The 19,990-nt window shown below is 73.0% G+C and carries 17 protein-coding genes; 8 read left to right on the forward strand and 9 right to left on the reverse strand.

Annotated elements, in window-relative coordinates:
• Window positions 1-39: 39 nt before the first annotated feature.
• The 5 genes from ACYQ8Q_RS36665 to ACYQ8Q_RS36685 form a co-directional block, all read right to left on the reverse strand.
• Complete coding sequence (locus tag ACYQ8Q_RS36665; RefSeq protein ID WP_460070979.1) at window positions 40-1,041, reverse strand: proline racemase family protein; 1,002 nt, start codon at window positions 1,039-1,041, stop codon at window positions 40-42.
• Between the two features lie 70 nt (window positions 1,042-1,111).
• Window positions 1,112-2,008: a dihydrodipicolinate synthase family protein gene (locus ACYQ8Q_RS36670; protein ID WP_460070980.1), complete on the reverse strand. Its 897-nt coding sequence runs from the start codon at window positions 2,006-2,008 to the stop codon at window positions 1,112-1,114.
• 183 nt (window positions 2,009-2,191) lie between these two features.
• On the reverse strand, window positions 2,192-3,586 hold the full coding sequence (locus tag ACYQ8Q_RS36675) for an FAD-dependent oxidoreductase (protein ID WP_460070981.1): 1,395 nt from the start codon (window positions 3,584-3,586) through the stop codon (window positions 2,192-2,194).
• Complete coding sequence (locus ACYQ8Q_RS36680) at window positions 3,579-3,878, reverse strand: (2Fe-2S)-binding protein (protein WP_460070982.1); 300 nt, start codon at window positions 3,876-3,878, stop codon at window positions 3,579-3,581. Before ACYQ8Q_RS36680 ends, ACYQ8Q_RS36675 begins: the two co-directional genes overlap by 8 nt.
• A 31-nt stretch (window positions 3,879-3,909) precedes the next feature.
• Window positions 3,910-5,070: an NAD(P)/FAD-dependent oxidoreductase gene (locus ACYQ8Q_RS36685; protein WP_460070983.1), complete on the reverse strand. Its 1,161-nt coding sequence runs from the start codon at window positions 5,068-5,070 to the stop codon at window positions 3,910-3,912.
• A gap of 222 nt (window positions 5,071-5,292) precedes the next feature.
• Between ACYQ8Q_RS36685 and ACYQ8Q_RS36690 the strand changes: the two genes are divergently transcribed.
• Both ACYQ8Q_RS36690 and fusA read left to right on the forward strand, forming a co-directional pair.
• On the forward strand, window positions 5,293-5,994 hold the full coding sequence (locus tag ACYQ8Q_RS36690) for a nucleotidyltransferase domain-containing protein (RefSeq protein WP_460070984.1): 702 nt from the start codon (window positions 5,293-5,295) through the stop codon (window positions 5,992-5,994).
• 344 nt (window positions 5,995-6,338) lie between these two features.
• On the forward strand, window positions 6,339-8,471 hold the full coding sequence (fusA, locus tag ACYQ8Q_RS36695; RefSeq protein WP_460070985.1) for an elongation factor G: 2,133 nt from the start codon (window positions 6,339-6,341) through the stop codon (window positions 8,469-8,471).
• Between the two features lie 101 nt (window positions 8,472-8,572).
• On the opposite strand, the gene ACYQ8Q_RS36700 is transcribed toward fusA, so the two are convergent.
• Window positions 8,573-10,411: a coagulation factor 5/8 type domain-containing protein gene (locus tag ACYQ8Q_RS36700; RefSeq protein ID WP_460070986.1), complete on the reverse strand. Its 1,839-nt coding sequence runs from the start codon at window positions 10,409-10,411 to the stop codon at window positions 8,573-8,575.
• Between the two features lie 264 nt (window positions 10,412-10,675).
• Between ACYQ8Q_RS36700 and ACYQ8Q_RS36705 the strand changes: the two genes are divergently transcribed.
• Window positions 10,676-11,044: a hypothetical protein gene (locus ACYQ8Q_RS36705; protein WP_460070987.1), complete on the forward strand. Its 369-nt coding sequence runs from the start codon at window positions 10,676-10,678 to the stop codon at window positions 11,042-11,044.
• A gap of 89 nt (window positions 11,045-11,133) precedes the next feature.
• On the opposite strand, the gene ACYQ8Q_RS36710 is transcribed toward ACYQ8Q_RS36705, so the two are convergent.
• Together ACYQ8Q_RS36710 and ACYQ8Q_RS36715 are read right to left on the reverse strand one after the other, a co-directional pair.
• Window positions 11,134-11,526 carry an SCO5389 family protein gene (locus ACYQ8Q_RS36710; protein ID WP_460070988.1) on the reverse strand — a complete coding sequence of 131 codons (393 nt, stop codon included), beginning with the start codon at window positions 11,524-11,526 and terminating at the stop codon, window positions 11,134-11,136.
• Between the two features lie 62 nt (window positions 11,527-11,588).
• Window positions 11,589-12,536 (reverse strand): ATP-binding protein, encoded by a 948-nt coding sequence (locus ACYQ8Q_RS36715; protein ID WP_460070989.1) that lies wholly within the window; start codon window positions 12,534-12,536, stop codon window positions 11,589-11,591.
• 151 nt (window positions 12,537-12,687) lie between these two features.
• Here ACYQ8Q_RS36715 and ACYQ8Q_RS36720 point away from each other — a divergent pair, with 151 nt between their 5' ends.
• Genes ACYQ8Q_RS36720 through ACYQ8Q_RS36735 form a run of 4 tightly spaced genes read left to right on the forward strand, consistent with a single transcriptional unit; the run spans window position 12,688 to window position 17,958 of the window.
• Window positions 12,688-13,233: a GNAT family N-acetyltransferase gene (locus ACYQ8Q_RS36720; RefSeq protein WP_460070990.1), complete on the forward strand. Its 546-nt coding sequence runs from the start codon at window positions 12,688-12,690 to the stop codon at window positions 13,231-13,233.
• An 11-nt stretch (window positions 13,234-13,244) separates the two neighbouring features.
• Window positions 13,245-14,771 carry an ABC transporter substrate-binding protein gene (locus ACYQ8Q_RS36725; RefSeq protein ID WP_460070991.1) on the forward strand — a complete coding sequence of 509 codons (1,527 nt, stop codon included), beginning with the start codon at window positions 13,245-13,247 and terminating at the stop codon, window positions 14,769-14,771.
• A 5-nt stretch (window positions 14,772-14,776) separates the two neighbouring features.
• Window positions 14,777-16,708: an ABC transporter permease subunit gene (locus ACYQ8Q_RS36730; RefSeq protein WP_460070992.1), complete on the forward strand. Its 1,932-nt coding sequence runs from the start codon at window positions 14,777-14,779 to the stop codon at window positions 16,706-16,708.
• Complete coding sequence (locus tag ACYQ8Q_RS36735) at window positions 16,705-17,958, forward strand: MDR family MFS transporter (protein WP_460070993.1); 1,254 nt, start codon at window positions 16,705-16,707, stop codon at window positions 17,956-17,958. The genes ACYQ8Q_RS36730 and ACYQ8Q_RS36735 overlap by 4 nt, the downstream gene beginning before the upstream one ends.
• A 123-nt stretch (window positions 17,959-18,081) precedes the next feature.
• On the opposite strand, the gene ACYQ8Q_RS36740 is transcribed toward ACYQ8Q_RS36735, so the two are convergent.
• On the reverse strand, window positions 18,082-18,840 hold the full coding sequence (locus ACYQ8Q_RS36740; RefSeq protein WP_460070994.1) for a CDP-alcohol phosphatidyltransferase family protein: 759 nt from the start codon (window positions 18,838-18,840) through the stop codon (window positions 18,082-18,084).
• Window positions 18,841-18,960: 120 nt separating this feature from the next.
• On the opposite strand from ACYQ8Q_RS36740, the gene ACYQ8Q_RS36745 reads away from it, so the two are divergent.
• The gene (locus ACYQ8Q_RS36745) at window positions 18,961-19,953 is read left to right on the forward strand and encodes a zinc-dependent alcohol dehydrogenase (protein ID WP_460070996.1); all 993 of its coding nucleotides are present in this window, start codon (window positions 18,961-18,963) and stop codon (window positions 19,951-19,953) included.
• The last annotated feature ends 37 nt before the right edge of the window (window positions 19,954-19,990 follow it).

Raw genomic sequence — 19,990 nt, forward strand, 5'->3', positions numbered from 1 at the left:
CACGCATCACCAGTATCTACGGCGGTGAAGTCGCCGGTGTCACAGCACGAACCCCGCCGGAAACGGGTCCGTCGGGTCCAGCAGGTACTGTGCCGTTCCGGTGATCCAGGCCCGCCCGGTGAAGCTGGGAAGAACAGCGGGACGGCCGGCCACCTCCGTCGTGCCGAGCAGCCGGCCCGTGAACCGGGTGCCGATGAACGACTCGTTCACGAACTCGGTGTGCAGGGGGAGTTCACCCCGCGCGTGCAACTGCGCCATCCGCGCGCTCGTGCCCGTACCGCAGGGGGAGCGGTCGAACCAGCCGGGATGGATGGCCATCGCGTGCCGGGAGCGGCGGGCGGTGGCGCCGGGCGCGTAGAGGTGGACGTGGTGGCAGCCGCGGATCGACGGGTCCTCCGGATGGACCGGTTCCTCCTCGGAGTTGATCGCCTCCATCAGCGACAGCCCGGCCGCGAGGATGTCGTCCTTGCGTGCCCGGTCGAAGGGGAGCCCGAACTCCTCCAGCGGCAGGATGGCGTAGAAGTTCCCGCCGTACGCCAGGTCGTACGTCACCGTCCGGCCGTCGGCCAGGGTCGCCTTGCGGTCCAGGCCGACGCAGAACGACGGCACGTTCCGCAGGGTGACCGCCGTGGCCGCGCCGTCCTGGACCGCCACCTCGGCCACGACCACCCCGGCCGGCGTGTCCAGCCGGATCGTGGTGACCGGCTCGACGACCTCGACCATGCCGGTCTCCACCAGCACGGTCGCCACCCCGATCGTGCCGTGCCCGCACATCGGCAGATAGCCGGAGACCTCGATGTAGACGACACCCCAGTCGCAGTCCGGCCGGCTCGGCGGCTGAAGGATCGCACCGCTCATGGCGGAGTGGCCGCGCGGCTCGTTCATCAGCAACTGCTTGATGTCGTCGCGGTGTTCACGGAAGTACAGCCGCCGCTCGTTCATGGTCACGCCCGGAATGGTGCCGATCCCGCCGGTCACCACCCGGGTGGGCATGCCCTCCGTGTGCGAGTCGACGGCGTGCAGGACGAGTCTGCTGCGCATGAAGTCCCCTTCTGAGCCGTGATGTTGTGACGCCGCGCCAAGCCGGACGAGACCGGCTGGACGAGACCGGCTAGGCGAGACCGGCGGCGACCGCCTTCTCGGTGGCCGCGCGGACCGCCGCCTCCTGCTCCGGCAGCAGCGCGACGCGCGGCGGACGGCACCGGCCGCCGTGCCGGCCCACCACGTCCATCGACAGTTTGATCGCCTGCACGAACTCGACGCGCGAGTCCCAGCGCAGCAGCGGATGCAACTGCCGGTACAGGGGCAGCGCGGTGGTGAGATCCCCCGCGACCGCCGACCGGTACAGCTCCACCGAGGCCCTCGGCAGCGCGTTGGGGTATCCGGCCACCCAGCCCTTCGCCCCGGCCACCGCCAGCTCCAGCAGCACGTCGTCCGCTCCGATCAACAGATCGAGCTCCGGGGCGAGTTCGGCGATCCGGTACGCGCGCCGCACATCGCCCGAGAACTCTTTCACCGCATGGATGAGTCCCTCCGCGTGCAGCCTGGCCAGCAGCTCCGGCACCAGGTCGACCTTGGTGTCGATCGGGTTGTTGTACGCCACCACCGGCAGCCCCGCCTCGGCGACCGCCGTGTAATGGGACAGCACCGCGCGCTCGTCGGCGCGGTAGGCGTTGGGCGGCAGCAGCATCACCGCCCCGCAGCCCGCCTCCCGCGCCTGTTCCGCCCAGCGCCGCGCCTCCGCCGAGCCGTACGCCGCCACGCCCGGCATCACCCGGTCCCCGCCGATCGCGGCCACCGCGGTCTCCACGACCCGGGCGCGCTCCTCGGGTGTGAGGACCTGGTACTCGCCGAGCGAGCCGTTCGGTACGACGCCGTCGCAGCCGTTCGCCACCAGCCAGGCGCAGTGCTCGGCGTAGCGGTCGAGGTCGACGGAGAGGTCGTCGCGCAGCGGGAGCGCGGTGGCGACGAGGACGCCTCGCCAGGGGCGGTGCTCGGAGGTGGTCATGGGAGCGGGCCTCTCTTCCGGACTTTCACCTACGACATGTGACATGGCACTGGGTGGGGCGGGTGGCAGTGGGTGCGGTACGGCTGAGCTACGGCTACGGCTATGGCTGCGGTACGGCTCAGCGCTCGGGCGGGGCTCGGTGCGGGCGGTTCATGCAGGGGGGCCGGGGGCGGTGCGAGCGCCTCACGGTGGCGGCGGGGGCTCGGCCAGGACGCCGAGGGGGACCGGGCGGGCCAGCAGTCTGCGGGCCGGCGTCGGAGCGCAGCCCGCCACGCCCGCCACCCCGGGTTCGCACATCCGGCCCTGGCACCAGCCCATTCCGGCCCGGGTCAGCAGCTTCACGGTGCGCAGATCGCCGGCGCCGAGCGAGGCCACGGCCGCACGGACCGCCCCGGCCGTGACCTCCTCGCACCGGCACACCACCGTCCCGTCGGTCACCTGCTTCGCCCAGTGCGCCGCGGGGGCGTAGGCGCCGTCGAGTGCGGCGAAGAAGGCACGCAGTCGGGTACGGGTGCGGGCCGCCGACGCCCAGGCGCCCGGGTCCGGGACGGCGCCCCGCAGCCGGTCCGCCGCCGAGCGTCCGGCGATGTGGCCCTCGGCCAGCGACAGGGCCGCACCGCCGATGCCCGTGGCCTCACCGGCCGCCCAGACGCCGGAGACGTCGGTGCGCTGTTCCTCGTCCACGCGCACGGTCGCCCCGTCGATCCCGCAGCCGAGCCCGTCCGCGAGATCGGTGTGAGGCAGCAGCCCATGGCTCAAGGCCAGGGCGTCGCAGGGGACACGGCGTGCGCTGCCCGGGACCGGGCGCCCCTCGGCGTCGAGCGCCGCGATCGTCACGGACTCCAGGCGCTCGGCCCCGTGCGCCTCCAGCACCGTATGACGGGTCTTCACGGACACTCCATGCCACAGGAGTTGAGCGGCGTAGCCGACGCCCTCGGCGAGCTTGTCCGGGGCTCCGGCGAAGGACCGGGCGCTGCGTCCGAAGGCCCTCGGACCGGCTGACTCGACCAGGGCGGCCACCTTCGCGCCCGCCGCCGCGAGACCGGTCGCGACGGGCAGCAGCAGCGGGCCCGTCCCGGCCACGACCACGGTACGGCCCGGCAGCACGAGTCCGCCCTTCAGCAGCGCCTGCGCGCCCCCCGCGGTCACCACACCGGGCAGCGTCCAGCCCGGGAACGGCAGGACCCTCTCGTATCCGCCGGTCGCCAGCAGCACCCCGTCGGCACGCAGTGCGACGGACTCCCGCTGCTCCGGGCCGAGCAGCGCGTGCACGGTGAAGCCGGTCGACTCCCGCTCCACGCACCACACGTGACGCTCGCTCAGGTATGTGATCCGTCCGGCGGCGATGCGGGCGTCGAGTCCGGTGCGCAGGCGCCGCCAGGCGCGCCACTGATGGTGGAGCGCCTCGGGACGGCGAGCGCCGAGGCCGCGGGCGGGCTGCCGGTAGAACTGACCGCCCGGTTCCGCGGCCGAGTCGACCAGCGTCACCCGGACGCCGCGCGTGGCCGCCGCCAGGGTCGCGGCGAGACCCGCCGGTCCCGCCCCGATCACCGCGAGCAGCGGAGCCCGTTCAGTCATCGTGGCCCGTCCCCTCCTGCGTACGGACGTCCGCGCCCGGCACGGCGGCAACCAGACAGGCCCGCTGGTTGGGGCGGCCGTCGACGGTGACCAGGCAGTCGAAGCACACGCCGATCCCGCAGAACACCCCGCGCGGCCGGCCCTCGCCCCGCGTGCCCCGCCAGGCGGTGACGCCCGCGGACCACAGCACGGCCGCGAGCGTCTGTCCCGGCAGCGCCTCGATCTCACGACCGTCGAAGGTGACGGTGAACGGTGCGCCGGGCCGCGCCCGCACCAGCCGCAGCGGGTTCAAGAGCGCTCTCCACAGCATGACTTGTACGTGCTCACGGTGCGGCCTCCTCGGTCTCGGCGAACCGCTCGGGACGGAACGGAGTCAGGTCCAGCTCCGGGTTCTCGCCGGTCAGCGCCTGCGCGAGGAGATGACCGGTACCGGTGGCGAGCCCGATGCCCGCGCCCTCGTGACCGCAGGCGTGGAACAGCCCCGGCACCCGCGGATCGGGCCCGATCGCGGGCAGATGGTCCGGCAGGTAGGGACGGAAGCCGAGATACGTGCGCATCACCCGTACGTCCGCCAGGAAGGGGAAGAGCCGGGTTGCCCCGGCGGCGAGCTCCCGTACGACCGGCAGCGAGAACGACCGGTCGAAGCCCACCCGTTCACGGCTCGCCCCGATCAACACGGGCCCGGCGGCGGTGCCCTCGACGACCGGTGAGGTCTGCAGGGAGGCGGAGTCGCTGGCGACATCGGCCACATAGTCGGCGGCGTACACCTTGTGCCGCACCCGTCGCGGCAGCGGCTCGGTGACCAGCACGAACCCACGGCGGGGACGTACGGGCAGGGCCGCCCCCGCCAGCGCCGCGATCTCACCGCCCCAGGTACCGGCCGCGTTCACCACGGCCGGCGCGAGCAGATCGCCCCGGTCGGTGCGCACCCCGCGCACGGCACCGTCGGCGCCACGCAGGACGCCCGTCACGGTCCGGCCCGTCTCCAGTCGCGCGCCGGAGATCCGCACCAGATGGGCGGCGGCCAGCGTGGGCATCACCTGGGCGTCCTGCGGATACAGGACACCGCCCGCGAGACCGGACGCCAAGTGCGGTTCCTGATCGTGGAGTTGACAGGCCTCGACGGCGACGGCCGTCACCCCGGCCGCCCGCTGGCCGACGGTCAGGTCCGTCAGGGCGGCGAGCGACTTTGCCGTGGACGCGACGACCAGTCCGCCCTTCGGCTCGTACTCCACAGCCGGGCCCAGCGTTTCGGCGAGCTCTGCCCACAACCGCAGGGACAGCAGGGCGAGTCGGAGTTCGGGACCGGGCTCCTTGTCGGAGACGAGGAGGTTTCCCTCACCCGCGCCGGTGGTGCCGCCCGCCACCGGACCGCGGTCCACCAGTACGACATCGAGCCCGGCACGGGCCGCGTACAGCGCACAGGCGGCGCCCACCATGCCGGCGCCGACGACCACCACGTCACCGCAAGGTCGCTTGGTCACCACAGTAATATGTCACATGGCTCTGAGCTGAGGAAGAAGGCCGGAACGAGGCTGATCCGCCGGAACGCCGGAACGCCGGAACGCCGGAACGCCGGAACGAAGCCGGAACGGCGGGCCGGTCGCCGTGCGCCTAAAAGGTGAGGTGGGCGGGGTGCGCGCCGGGGCATCATGGCGGTTCCGACGCCCGGGCACCTCGCAGGGCGCCCATCAACGGGGGCACCAGTGACCGTCCACCACATCCTTCTGTCCGGCGTCGTCGGCTCGACCGCCTACGGGCTCGCCCACGCGGGATCCGACGTGGACCGCCTCGGCATGTTCGCCACCCCCACCGAGGACCTGCACGGCCTGCACACACCGAAGGAGTCCCACGTCTCCACCGCGCCCGACCGCACCCTGCACGAGGCCGCCAAGTGGTGCCGGCTCGCCCTCGCCGGCAACCCGACCGTGATGGAACTCGTGTGGCTCCCGGAGGAGTTGTACGAGGTCCGCACCCCCCTCGGAGACGAACTCCGCGACATACGCACCACGCTGCTCGGCTCCCGGCGGATCCGCGACGCCTACCTCGGCTACGCCACCCAGCAGTTCCGCAAGCTGCAGAACCGTGGCGACGGCGCACCCACCGAACAGACCACGAAGCGCATCGCCAAGCACGCCCGGCACCTCAAGCGGCTGTGCACCCAGGGCTACGAGCTGTACGCCGAGGGCCGGTTGGCGATCCGCGTCGATGACCCGGAGAGCTACCACCGCTTCGGCGAACAGGTCGCCGCCGACCCCGAGGCCGCCCTCCCGCTGCTGCGCGGCTTCGAGGAGAAGTTCGACGCCACCCCGAGCGTGCTGCCCGAACAGCCCGACGAGCGCGCGGCGGAGGCCTGGCTGCGCCGGGTGCGACGGCACTTCTACACGGAGTCGACCACACCGGTGTGAGGTAAATGCCGTGCGGGGCACCCCGCCCCGCTCCTACACTCACCGCAGGCCGAGCGCCGCCCACGACCGGGCCGCGGCCCACCAGGACGAACCGGTGCCATGACGAACGAAGGGAGCACGGCCATGCGAGACCGCACCACCGCCGTCGCTCCCCGCGCACGCTACGAGGTGATCCTCGTGTCCCGGTCCGTCCGGTGTCCGCTGCGCGCCGGACACCGGATGCGCTGACGCCCGTCCGGGTACACCGCGCGCCGTCCGCTCCACCGAGCCGACGGCGCGCCCCTCACACGGCATCAGCCCATCGCGCCGCCCGTTCCCCGAGAACACCCGAAAGGCCAAGGGCCGTGCGCAACAACCTCGACCGTCGTCACCTCGCCGCCGTGCGCAACCTGGGCATCCTCGCTCACGTCGACGCCGGCAAGACCACCGTCACCGAGCGGATCCTGTATGCCACCGGGACCACGCACAAGCGCGGTGAGGTCCACGACGGCACCACCGTCACCGACTTCGACCCCCAGGAACGCGACCGCGGGATCACCATCTTCGCCGCGGCTGTCAGCTGCGACTGGAACGGCCACCGCGTCAACCTGATCGACACCCCCGGACACGTCGACTTCGCCGACGAGGTGGAACGCGCCCTGCGGGTCCTCGACGGGGCGGTGGCGGTGTTCGACGCCGTCGCCGGCGTGGAACCGCAGAGCGAGTCGGTGTGGCGGCAGGCCGACCGGCACGGCGTACCGAGGATCGCGTTCGTCAACAAGATGGACCGCGCGGGCGCCGACCTCGACACCGCCGTCGCCTCCCTCCGCGCCCGCCTCCACCCCGTCCCGCTCGTCGTTCACCTCCCCATCGGCGCCGAAGACACCTTCACCGGGGTCGTGGACCTGCTCCGCCTGCGGGCACTGACCTGGGGCGACGGCAGCGACACCGCCGTCGAAGAGGACGTACCGGAGGCGCTGCGGGAGGAGGCGCTGCGCCGGCGCCGGCTCCTGGAGGAGACGGTCGCGGAACGACACCCGGCCGCGCTGGAGGAGTTCTGCGACCGGGAGACGCTCTCCGCCGAGACCCTCACCACCGCCCTGCGGGACCTGACCCGCACGGGGGACGGGGTGGTCGTCCTGTGCGGATCGGCGTACCGCAACCGGGGGATCGAACCGCTGCTGGACGCCGTCGTCGACTATCTGCCGTCGCCGCTGGACGTGCCGGCGGTATGCGGGATCCGGGATGGTGTCGACCGTACGCACGATGTCGCCGACCGTATGCCGCACATCCCCGACCGTATCCCGCACACGGCCGACCGTATCCCGCACACGGCCGACGAGCGGCGCCCCGCCGACCCCGCCGCCCCGTTCGCCGCCCTCGCCTTCAAAGTCGCCGCCACCCCCACCGGCAGGCTCACCTACCTGCGGGTGTACTCCGGAACGATCGAGAAGGGAGACCCGGTGTGGGAGTCCGGTACGGGGCGTGTCGAGCGGATCGGCCGGATCCTGCGGGTGCAGGCCGACCGGCACGCCCAGGTGGACCGGGCGGTCGCGGGGGACATCGTGGCCGTGGTCGGGCTGAAGTCGGCCCGGCCGGGCTCGACCCTCTGCGCGCCCGGGGCCCCGCTGGTCCTGGAGCCGCCCGGGGTCGCCGACCCGGTGGTGTCGGTGGCGGTCGAGGCGTGCCGGAGCACCGACACCGACCGACTGGCCCCGGCGCTCGCCCGGCTCGCGGAGGAGGATCCTTCGCTCGTCGTGCGAACCGATCCCGAGACCGGGCAGACGGTGCTGTCGGGCATGGGTGAACTGCACCTGGAGGTGGCGGTGGAGAAGATCCGCCGTGCCCTCGGGCTGGACGTCAACGTCGGCCGCCCCAGGGTGACGTACCGGGAGACGGTGGGCCGCGGGGTGTCCGGTGTGGTGTACCGGCACGTCAAACAGGACGGCGGGGCCGGGCAGTTCGCGCACGTCGTGCTCGATGTGGAGGCGCTGGAGGGCGGGTTCGAGTTCCGGTCGTCGGTGGTCGGCGGACGGGTGCCGCAGGAGTACGTGCGGGCCGTCGAGGCCGGCTGCCGTGACGCCCTCGCCGAGGGCCCCCTCGGCGGTCACCCGGTGACGGGGCTGCGGGTCACCCTGACCGACGGCGCGACCCATGTGAAGGACTCCTCCGACACGGCCTTCCGCACGGCGGGCCGGTTCGCGCTCCGGGAGGCCCTGCGCGCCTGCGCGATGGTCCTGCTGGAACCCGTCGTCGAGGTCACGGTCACCGTGCCCGAGGACGCGGTCGGCGGGGTCCTCGGTGATCTGGCCGCCCGGCGCGGCCGGGTCACCGAGTCGGTGGTCCGCGGCGGGTCGGCGGTGGTCACCGCCACCGTCCCGCTGGCGGAGCTGTTCGGCTACGCGACCCGGCTGCGCAGCCGCACCCAGGGCCGCGGCACCTTCACGGCCCGGCCGACGGGGTACGCCCCGGCACCCGCGGCGGCGATGACGCCGTAGGTTCTGGCCGCCGCGCTCGGGGGCTCCTGTACATGGAGCCCCCGAGGGTCTCACCGGAGTCGACCGTATGCCGTATGCGATACCGCCTCAGGGATTCACACTCAGGGATACGACACCACTGTCGACGGCACGGTCGAGGTCCCCGACGTCGGCGCCCCGGAGTCGTTGATCACCGCCTCGTACTGGCCGTTGCCGCCGAGGGAGATCACCAGCAGGTCGTGGAACTTCACGCCCGGGGTGTTCGGGGCGGCGAAGCCGTGGTGCTGCACGATCGTGGGGTCGACGTTGTAGTAGCAGTAGCTGCCCAGGCCCCAGGCCTCGTGCGTGGTGACGTCGTCGCCGACCTTGTAGGCGGCGTACCCCTTGAGCGCGCCGTTCTGGACGGCGGCCTGGTTCGGGGCGTCGTAGGCCTTCTCGTTCTGGAAGAACACGGTGCGGCCACGCTCGCCGTACCACTGCACGTCGTACTTGTTGAAGTGCTCGACGAACAGTCCGGTGGCGAGCACGTCGTGGCCGTTGACGACGACGCCGTAGTCGGCGCGGTTGGTCTCCCAGCCGACGCCGTCGCCGTGGTCGGCGCGCCAGACCCAGGTGTGGTCGACGATGGTGTGCCGGTTGTTGACGACCAGGCTGGTGGTGGCCCGGCCGGCGCCCGCGCCGCCGATCCGGACGAACACGTCCTGGAGGGTGGTGGGGTTGGCGGAGTGGTCGCGTCGGGCGCCGCGCGGCCCGATCTCCAGCAGGGTGGGCGAGTTGACGGGACCGGCGTCCACCAGGAAGCCCGCGAGGCGGACCCCGTCGACGTCGGCGACCTTCAGCGCGGTGACGCCGTTGTCCGGGATGAGGGTGGCGTACCCGAGGCCCAGGACGACGGTGTCGGCGCGGTCGACCCGGATCGGCCGGTCGAGGTGGTAGATGCCCGGGGTGAGCAGCAGGTGGAGGCCCTGCGCGAGGGCCAGGTTGAGGGTCGCCGCCGGGACGCCCGGCCGGGCGACGTAGAAGCGTGACAGGGGCAGGGAGGTGCCGCGCGGGGTGCCGTTGCCCCAGCTGACCCCGCGCGCATGCGTCCGCTTGGCGGGCAGGAACACCCGGAAGGCGCCGCCGCCGTCGACGTACAGGAACGGCTTCTCGCGGGAGACGGGAGTCGTGTCGAGCGTGGTGTAGGGCGGGTCGGGGAAGCTCTGCGCGGGCGCGCCCTCGACGCCGGAGAAGACCATGTTCCAGACGCCGTTGAGCCAGCTGCCGATCGCGCTGTCCCGGGTGTACCACTGCTGCTGCGAGTAGGGTCCGATCTGGCCCTCGACGCGGCTGTCGGCGATGTAGCCACCGCTGGCCCAACCGTAGCCGGAGGGGGCGAGGTTGAGGCCCCCGTGGACGTGCATCCGGCGGAAGGGGGCCGCTTGGGCGACCGCCCACCGGTTGGTGCCGTTCGCGGGGACGAGGGCGAGGTTCTCCGCCGAACGCCAGAAGTTCTGGGTGGCGTTGCCGCCGAACCAGCCCGCGTCGACCGTCACGTCCCCGTTGATGGTGGTGTCGTCGGGGGAGAGCCCGAGGCCGGCGATGGAGGTGTAGAAGCCCAGTTGGGCGTTGAGGCCGTGGTACGTGCCGGGCTTGAACAGCAACGCGTGGCGTCCGGTGCCGAATTGGGCGGACTCCTGCTGCCGGAACACCTCGTCGAGGCGGGCCTGGATGTCCGGGGTGGACGGGTCGAAGACCTGGACGTTCGGGCCGAGATCACCCCCACCCGGCAGGAGGCGAGGGCGTGGGGCGCGCGGGGCGTGTGGAGCGGCGGCGGCCGGGGCGGCCGGCACCCCGGTGAGCGCGAGGGCGGGCGCGGCCGCGGCGGCCGCCGCGAGGACGGCTCTGCGGCCCGGGGCCGCAGGCTCCCCGGCGGACGCTGTGGGGGACGGCGCGGGGAACTGCTCGGGGGTGTGGGGCATGGGCGGCTCTCCTCGGTGGGGCGGCTCGGGCGGCTCGTGGCGAACGGCTGACACACGGGACGGAGGCTGCTGATTCAGGAAGTGAACCGCAGCGCTGTTGAGAGCGCTCTCTCGACGCTGAATGCTTCAACTGCCCGAACGCTTACGTCAAGTGGTGGCGCGTGAGTTCCCCGAGCGATGCCGCACCTCTTGACGCCTCCTTCCCGCGATGTTTAATTCACGTCATGAATTAAGGCATGGGCGCCCTCCGAACAGGAGGGCGACTTGGCGACCTTGATCCAGTACGCGCCGAGCCTGGCGCTCGACGAGATCCGGGAGGGGCGGTCGGACGAGTCGGTGATCTCCGTGAAGGAGCTCCCGCTGACCGACATCGGTGGCCGGAAGGCCATGAGCTGGACCATGGGTGCCGATGTGCTCCCGGACTGCGACGGCTCGCGCAAGAGCGGCCATCGCGTGTGGTGGCTGCCGTACAGCAAGTACCCCCTCTCCACCTATGGGAAGCCGGACGAGACCACCGGCGCGGCCGTGTACGAGCTGATCGAGGGGATCGAGGGGCTCGACAAGGCGGCCGCGAGCGGTGAGCAGGCCGACGGCCACGGCGCCCTCGCCAACTGCCAGGACGCCGCGGTGTAAGGCTCCGACCAGCTGGACCCGGGGACCGTGGACACCGGGACCGTCCGGACTGGGGGTTGTGACGCCGGAGAGGGTCCGAGGTCTGCCCGTCAGCAGTCCCGCAGCTCCGCCGACTGGTTCAGCACCTGTGCCCGGGTGGAGGTGAAGCGGGTGTACGTCTGCCCGTCCCGGGCCTCGGGACGGAAGGCCGCGACCCGGTGGCAGTTCTGGAAGGCGAGAGCCACGCCGAAATGGCGCTCCAGGCTGCCGCGGATCGCGTCGCTGGCGAGGGCGCGCAGCAGCTGGCCGCGCTCCTGCTCGGACGGCGGCGGGGTCTGGTTGTCGGTGAACTCGGCGATACCGGCGTGCAGTCGGGCGGAGAGCGACTCCACGAGGTCGTAGGCGTACGGCAGTGAGGTGCGGACGGTGTCGACGAAGTCCGCCTCGCGGATGTCACCAGCTTCGGCCTCGGCGAGGAGCTTCGGGGAGACGTCGAGAGACATGGGTGTCCTGTTTCTGTGGTGGGGGAGGGGAAACGCGGGGAAGGGAGATGTCTGCCGGGTGGTCAGATCAGGGAAGAGGGCCCGGGGACGAACTCCGGGTCCACCTGGGCCGCCAGGTCCTGGCCTGTCGCCGTGTCCGCCCAGGCGCGGGCGTTGCGCAGATGGAACTCGACGGCGTGCCGGTGGAGGGTCGGCCAGTCCTTGGGGCGGGCGTCGACCGTCTCGCGCAGGACGGTGAGCGCGTGCCGGTTGGCCTCCTCCAACTCTCCCTGGGGCGTGCCGCGTTCGGCGGAGCGGACCCAGGGGGACAGGGCCAGGTGGGTGAGGAGGTCGTCGCCCACCTGCTCCTTGAGGAACAGCAGATCGTCCTCGCCGGTCACCTTGTTGCCGACCACGGCGAGCGGGATGCCGAACTCGGCGGCGTGGTCGCGGTACTGGCGGTAGACGGAGACGCCCCTGCGGGTGGGTTCGGCCACCAGGAACGTCATGTCGAAGCGGGTGAACAGTCCGGAGGCGAAGGCGTCGGCGCCCGCGGTCATGTCGACGACGACGTACTCGCCGGGGCCGTCGACGAGATGCCCGAGGTAGAGCTCGACGGCGCCGAGCTTGGAGTGGTAGCAGGCCACCCCGAGATCGCTCTCGTCGAACGCGCCGGTGACCATCAGCGGTACACCGCCGACCTGTTGGACGTGCCGGGCGTGCAACGCGTCGTCGCCCAGCATGCGCAGCAGGCGTGAACCCCGGCCCGGCGGGGTGGTCTTGACCATCGCCTCGCGGGAGGTGATCCGCGGGTTGGTGCCGCGCAGAAGGTCCTTGATCTCACCCGTGTGCGCGGCCAGGGGCGGAGCGGCGAACGGGCCGGCGGCGGGGTCGAGTGCCTCGGCCAGGTGCTGGTTGATGTCGCCGTCGACGGCCAGTACGGGTGCGCCCGACCGTGCCAGTTCGCGGGCGAACAGGGCCGACAGGGTGGTCTTGCCGCTGCCGCCCTTGCCGACGAACGCGACGCGCATCTACCGGCCCGCCGTTTTGAAAATGAATGTCATGTGGCTAGGTTTAGGGCTCGATCGTGATCACTGTCAAGTCGGGGGAGTCGAGAGGGTGCGGCGGCATGTCGGGGTGGGGGATGATCATTGGTGCGGGCTTAATGCATATGATGTGCAAGTGCGTGACTACTGCATAAGGCCCGCGGGCCCTGACGACCTCGACGGTGCCCGCGCCGTCATGCTCGACACCGTCTACCGCGACTTCGGCACCGGATACGTCCCCCGCTGGCACGGCGACATCATCGATCCGGCCGCCGCGTATCTCGCCCCGGTCCGCCACACCCTGCTGGTGGCACTGGACGGCGTCCGCGGCGAGGCGGTGGGTACCGCCGCGCTCGACTCCCGCGGGCCCGCCCACCCGCCGAACCCGAGACAGGTCGCCGCACGCTTCCCGTCCGGTGAGAGCGCGCAGTTGCGCCGGGTGTACGTACGCCCCGAGCACCGGCGGCGCGGACTCGCCCGCCGACTCGTCACGGAACTCCTCGCCTTCGCCGCCGCCGACGGTGGATACCGCTCCGTCTATCTGCACACCGACCCGGCCGTCGAGGGAGCCGAAGGCTTCTGGCGGTCCCTGGGCAAGGTCGTGCACGACGAACGCGAGGACCCCGGCGGCGGCCAGAGGATCGTCCACTTCGAGATTCCCCTGCCCTCCCTCACCCCCTAGGTCGTCCCCCCATGCGCCCTCGCCGCCGCTCCGGCCGCTTTCGCCTCCTCACCGCGTTCCTCCTCGCCCCGCTGCTCACCGGCTGTTTCGCCCCCACCGGCGACGCCGGAGAGGCGGCCGACGGCAAGGGCGGCGCTCGGCTGCGCGTCGCCCTCGCCTTCCCGCCCACCGAGAACCTCTCCCCGTACGGCGCCGACGCCACGATCCTCAGCCGCCTCGGTGTGACCGAGGGCCTGACCGCCCTCGACGCCAACGGCGCCGCCGCACCCGCACTCGCCTCCTCCTGGCGCCGCGTGGACGACCGGACCTGGCTGTTCGCCCTGCGCGAGGCCGTCTTCCAGGACGGCACGGAGGTCACCCCTGCCGCCGTGGTCACCGCCCTCACCCGCGCAGGCCGCGCCGCGCCCGCCCCGGCCGCCCTGTCCGGCGTCACCCTCACGGCCCGGGCGCAGGGCGCGACCGGCGTACGGATCACCACGACCGCACCCGACCCCGTCCTGCCGCTGCGACTGGCCGGCCCCGGCCTCGCCGTGTTCGCCCCGAAGGCCTACGCGCACGAGGACATCGTCGATCCGGTCGGCACCGCCACCGGCCCCTTCGCCCTCACCGAGGTCTCCGGCACCACCTCCGCCACCCTCGACCGCTTCGACGACCACTGGGCGGGCCGCGCCCGGGCCTCCGGCATCGACGCCCGCTTCATCGCCGACGGCACCGCCCGCACCAACGCCCTGCGCACCGGGCAGATCGACATCGCCGAGGCGATACCCGTCTCCCAGGCCGCCGCGCTGGACGCCGACAGCCGCCGCGAGACCGCCACCACCCGCACCACGAGCCTGCTCCTCAACACGGAGTCGGGCACGTTCAAGAACCCCGCCCTGCGGGCCGCGGCCCGGGAAGCCGTCGGCACCGGCGCCCTCGCCGACGGCGTCTACGAGGGGCACGCCGACCCCGGCACCGGACTGTTCGGCCCCGCTGTCACCTGGGCCGAGGCCCAGCGGGTCGCGCCCACCGGACGCGCGAGGGCCGGGCGGCCCGACGGCGCCTCCATCACCCTCGCCACCTACGACAACCGGCCCGAACTCCCTGAGGTCGCACAGGTGTTGAAGCAGCAGTTGGAGAACGCGGGGTTCACCGTGGAGCTGGAGGTGCGCGAGTACGCGCGGCTGGAGAGCGACGCGCTCGCCGGGAGATTCGACGCCTTCGTCGGCGCCCGCAACAGCCTCCTCGACACCGGCGACCCCGTCTCCCTGCTCGGCAGCGACTTCACCTGCGACGGCGGCTACAACCTGGCGCTGCTGTGCGACAACGACGTCGACCGGGCCGTCGAGCGGGCCCGGGCGGTCGCCGACACCGGCGAACGGCAGGATGCCGCGCTGGCCGCCGAGGCCGTGATCCTCGCGACCGACGCCGTCGTGCCCCTGGTCCACCAGCGTGTCGTCACCGGGGTCGCGGACACCGTCGGCGGAGTGCTCCTCGACCCGTACGAGCGCACGCTGGTCGGCACCGGCACCGGCACCGGCACCGGCACCCGGCGCTGAGCCGCATGGGGCACAGGGTGGGCACGCTGCTGTGGCGGGCCGGACTGGCGGCGGCCCTGCTGTGCGGGATCGGGCTGCTGCCCTGGCTCTCGCACACCGACCCGGCGCTCACCGTCCTCAAGGCCCGCTCCGCCGACCGCGACCCCGACCCCGGGGCCCTGGCCGCCGTACGCTCCCAACTCAGCCTGGACGACGGCCCCTTGGTGCTTCTTGGGCGATGGCTCGGCGGGTTGTGGCGCGGGGACGCCGGACGGTCCTGGATCTCCGGCGCCGAGGTCGCCCCCGCCGTCGCCCAGTCCCTGGGCGCGTCCCTGCTGCTGATGGCGGTCTCGCTCGTCGTCGCCTGCGGCACGGCCGCCGCCGTGTGCGCCCGCACCCTGTACCTCGGCACCCGGCGCCGGCTCCACGGACGGACCCCGGGCGGCTCCCTCCCCGCCGTGCTCGCCGCGCTGCCCGAGTTCCTCACCGCGTCCGTCCTCGCCACCGTCGTCGGCGTCCACCTCGGCTGGCTGCCCGCCCTCGGCTGGTACGGCCCGCGGTGGACCGTCCTGCCCGCCCTCGCCCTCGGCCTGCCCGCCGGCGCAGTCCTCGGCCGCCTCCTCGACGACCAGCTGCCCGCCGCCTTCGCCGAACCCTGGGCTCGGGCCGCCGCCGCACGCGGACTGCCCGGCCGCACCGTCGCCCGCCACGCGCTGCGCCGCTGCCTGCCCGGACTGCTGCCCAACCTCGGGCTGTTCGCCGTGGGACTGGCCGGAGGGGCCGTCGCCGTGGAACAGATCTTCGACATCCCCGGCCTGGGCCGGACCACCCTCCAGGCCGCCCTCGCCCAGGACCTCCCGGTTCTTCAGGCCGGCACGCTCGCGCTCGTCGCGCTCGCCGCCGTCACCACGGCCGGGGCCCGCCTCGCCGTGAGGCGGCTCGTCGGCACCGCCCTGGGCGACGGGGCGCTGCATACACTTCACCGGCCATCGCATGCGGTACACCGGCGACCGCAGACAGTTGACCGGCTGCCGCATCCATTTCGCCGGTCACCGTATACATCGCCATCGCACCCATCGCACCCATCGCACCCATTGCATACATCGCAGACGCGCAGCGAGTCACTGTATGCACTGTCACTGCCAAGGCGATCGCATGCGGTCCACGGCCTGCCGTCGACCGTCCGCAGGATCCCGCCCATTGCATACAGCCTCCCTGTCGCCTACGGCCTCCTCCTCACCGTCGTCATCGCCCTCGGCCTCCCCCGCGACCCCCTCGCCGTCGACACCGCCACCCGCCTCCAACCCCCCGCCCCCACCCACCCCTTCGGCACCGACGCCCTCGGCAGGGACCTGCTCGCCCGTGTGGCCCACGGGGCCCTCGACACCCTCCTGCTCGCCTTCGCCGTCAGCGCGTCGGCCCTGGTCGCCGGTGTGCTGCTCGGGTTGCTGCCCTGGCTGTCCGGGCCGCTCGTGGACACCGTCAACGCCGTCCCGCCGGTCGCGGCCGCGCTTCTCGTCACCGCGTTGTGGGGTGGCGGGGAGGGGACTCCGGTGGCCGCGGTGGCCGTCGTGGCGTGGGCGCCGCTCGCCGCGCACACCTCCGCGCTGCTGCGGCAGGAGCGGGCCACCCTGCATCTGGCCGCCACCCGTGCTCTCGGTGCCGGGCGCTGGTACCTGCTGCGCAGGGGGGTCCTGCCCGCCGTGCTGCCGCCGGTGGTCCGGCACGCGGTGCTGCGGCTGCCGGGGATCGCCCTCGCGCTCGCCTCGCTCGGCTTCCTCGGGCTCGGCGCCCAGCCACCATCCCCCGAATGGGGGTTGCTGCTCGCCGAGAACCAGCCCTACGCCGAACGCGCCCCCTGGGCCGTGCTCGCCCCCGCCACCGCCCTCGCCCTGCTGGGAGCCCTCGCGGTCACCGCAACTGGGCGCAGGGAGCGACGAGTTCGAGACGATCGATGAACCTCCTCCGGCTCCCCCCGCTCCTCCGGCTGCTCGTCCTCACCCAACTCGCCTTCAACATCGGCTTCTTCGCGGTGCTGCCGTTCCTGTCCGAGCATCTGGGCGGGGCCGTCGGCATGGCGGGATGGCTCGTGGGCTTAGTGCTGGGCCTCAGGACCTTCAGCCAGCAAGGGCTGTTCGTGGTCGGCGGTGCCCTGGCCGACCGGTACGGGGTGCGGCCCGTCGTCCTGGCCGGCTGTGCGCTGCGGATCGCCGGGTTCGTCTGGCTCGGGTACGCCGAGCGGGCCTGGACGGTGACCGGCGCGGTCCTGCTCGTCGGGTTCGCCGCCGCGCTCTTCTCCCCGGCGGTCGAGTCGGAGGTGGCCCGGCAGGCCGTCGCCCACGAGGAGGCGGGTGGCGGTCCGCGGACCCGGGTGCTGGCCCTGTTCACGGTCGCCGGACAGGCCGGGGCGTTCGTCGGACCGCTGCTGGGCGCGCTGCTGCTGTCGGTCGACTTCCGGACCGTGTGTCTCGCCGGCGCCGCTGTCTTCGTCCTGGTGCTCGCCGCGCACGCCCTGCTGCTGCCGCAGCGCCTTCCCGGCCGGGAGCGGGTCCAAGTGCGGGGAGGGATCCGCCCGTTGCTGCGCAACCGCCGCTTCCTCGCCCTGTGCTGCGCCTACGGCGCCTACCTCCTCGCCTACCACCAGCTCTACCTCGCCCTGCCTGCCGAGGTGGAGCGCGCGGCGGGTTCGCAGGCGCCGCTGGCCTGGCTGTTCGCGCTGTCGTCACTGCTGGTGGTGACCGCCCAACTGCCCGTCACCCGCTGGGCGGGGGAGCGGATCGGCGCACGCCGTTCGGCGGCGGCCGGGCTGGCGCTGATCTCCGCCGGGTTCGCGGTGGTGGCCGCGGCGCTGCCCGCCGGGCGGACCGGGACGGCGGGGCTGCTGCCCGCCGCGGGGTTCGTCGTGCTGCTCACCCTCGGTCAGATGCTCGTCGCACCCGCGGTCCGCGCCTGGGTTCCCGACCTCGCCGAGAGAGGCCGACTCGGCCTGTACACGGGGGCGTTGTCCTCGGTCTCCGGGCTGATCGTGCTGCTCGGCAGCGCGGCCACCGGCACCCTCCTCGACACCGGGCTCCCGCCGGCCGTGCCCTGGCTGCTGCTCGCCGCGGTGCCGGCCGCCGCGATCGCCGTGCTGCCCGGCCGGGGTCGCCCGCACCGTCGTAACGACGTCGCCGACACGGCCGTACAACCGGACACGGCACGGCCGTAGACACAGCCAGGGCAGGATTCCCAGGAGACCGGCCATACGGAAGGGCCCGGACCGTCCGTGACGGTGCGGGCCCTTCCCCGTGGGGGGCGGTGGGGGGGCCAGGGGCCTGAACCCCCGGTCGGTCTAGGCGAGTTCCAGCACCCGCTGCTCCGCCGGGCGGGCCGTGCGGATCCGGGAGGTGCGGTACAGCCACAGCACGTCGCGGCCGAAGGACCACAGCAGGGTGCCGAGGGCCAGCAGCATGACGGCGACGTTGCCGGAGTGGGGGAGGAGGTCGGCGCCCGCGACCAGCAGGCAGATGCCCTGGAGGGCGGCGACGGTCTTGCGGGCCATGCTCGGCGGGAGCGGGGCGTTGAGCCAGGGGGCGACGCGGGCGGCGGCGACGAAGACGTAGCGCATCGCACCGACCAGCAGCACCCACGGGCCGAGCGCCATGGAGACGTACACGCTCAGGACGAGGATGAGGAACGCGTCGACCTCCATGTCGAAGCGCGCGCCCAGCGCGGTCGAGGTGCCGGTGCGGCGGGCGACCTTGCCGTCGACGCCGTCGAGGATCAGGGCGACGGCGGTGAGGCCGACCAGCAGGGTCACCGGCGGGGCGGACTCGAAGGAGTCGGCGACCAGGGCGGTCACCCCGCCGACGAGGGTGGCACGGCCGAGCGTGACCCGGTTGGCGGGACCGAAGGAGCGCAGCCGCGAGCGGTGCAGTGCCCGGGAGAGGACCGCCCAGGTGGCGACGGCGAAGACGAGGCCGGTGACCCAGCCCGCCGGCCCCATGCCGATCGCCGAGCCGAGCAGGGCCAGCAACAGGATCTGAACGCCCGCTCCCACAGCGGTCTCCTGCTGGACCAGCCTTGCGTCGTAAGTGTTGTTCAGGGCCACCGCACATTCCTCCGGCCAGGTGACAGAGATGATCAGTGCCGCGTACTGTGCGCGACCTGTGCACACCTCGGTACGTGCACCGGTTGCAGATCGTTCAGCAGATCGTTCAGGAGGATGCCGATGGACCGCAGCGGACGCGCGTTCTGGATCGACGCCCCGGGCCGGGGCGGGATACGGGACGTCGCCCTGCCCGAGCCCGCCGAGGGCGAGGTCGTCGTCCGTTCGCTGTACTCCGGGATCAGTCGCGGCACGGAGACCCTCGTCTTCCGCGGACAGGTGCCCGAGAGCCAGCACGCGGTCATGCGGGCGCCGTTCCAGGAGGGCGACTTCCCGGCGCCCGTGAAGTACGGCTACCTCAACGTGGGCGTGGTGGAGGAGGGCCCCGCGCGGCTCGCCGGGCGGACCGTGTTCTGTCTGTATCCGCACCAGACGCGGTACGTCGTCCCCGAGACGGCCGTCACCGTCGTACCGGAGGCCGTGCCCGCCGGACGGGCCGTGCTCGCCGGCACCGTGGAGACCGCCGTCAACGCGCTGTGGGACGCGGCGCCGCTGGTCGGGGACCGGATCGCGGTGGTCGGCGGCGGCATGGTCGGCTGCTCGGTGGCCGCGCTGCTGGCCCGCTTCCCCGGTGTGCGCGTGCAGTTGGTGGACGCCGACCCGGCGCGCGCGAAGACCGCCGAGGCGCTCGGCGTCGGCTTCGCGCTGCCCGGGGACGCGCTCGGCGGCTGCGACCTCGTCGTGCACGCCAGCGCCACCGAACCGGGCCTGACCCGGTCGCTGGAACTGCTGCGCGCCGAGGGCACCGTCCTCGAACTGAGCTGGTACGGCGACCGCAGGATCGCGCTGCCGCTCGGCGAGGCCTTCCACTCGCGCCGGCTGGTCCTCCGCAGCAGCCAGGTCGGCACCGTGTCCCCGGCCCGCGCCGACCGCAGCTACGCCGACCGGCTCGCGCTCGCCCTCGACCTGCTGACCGATCCGGCACTCGACGCGCTCGTCACGGGAGAAAGCGCGTTCGAGGAGTTGCCGGAGGTGATGCCGGGGCTGGCGTCGGGCGAGATCCCCGCGCTCTGTCACCGTGTCAGGTACCCGTCGGAGACCAGCAAGAGCGCCTGACCTGAGAAAAGAGTGAGATCGCTCTGAACAAGGGGAA

The sequence above is a fragment of the Streptomyces sp. YKOK-I1 genome, assembly GCF_054660435.1.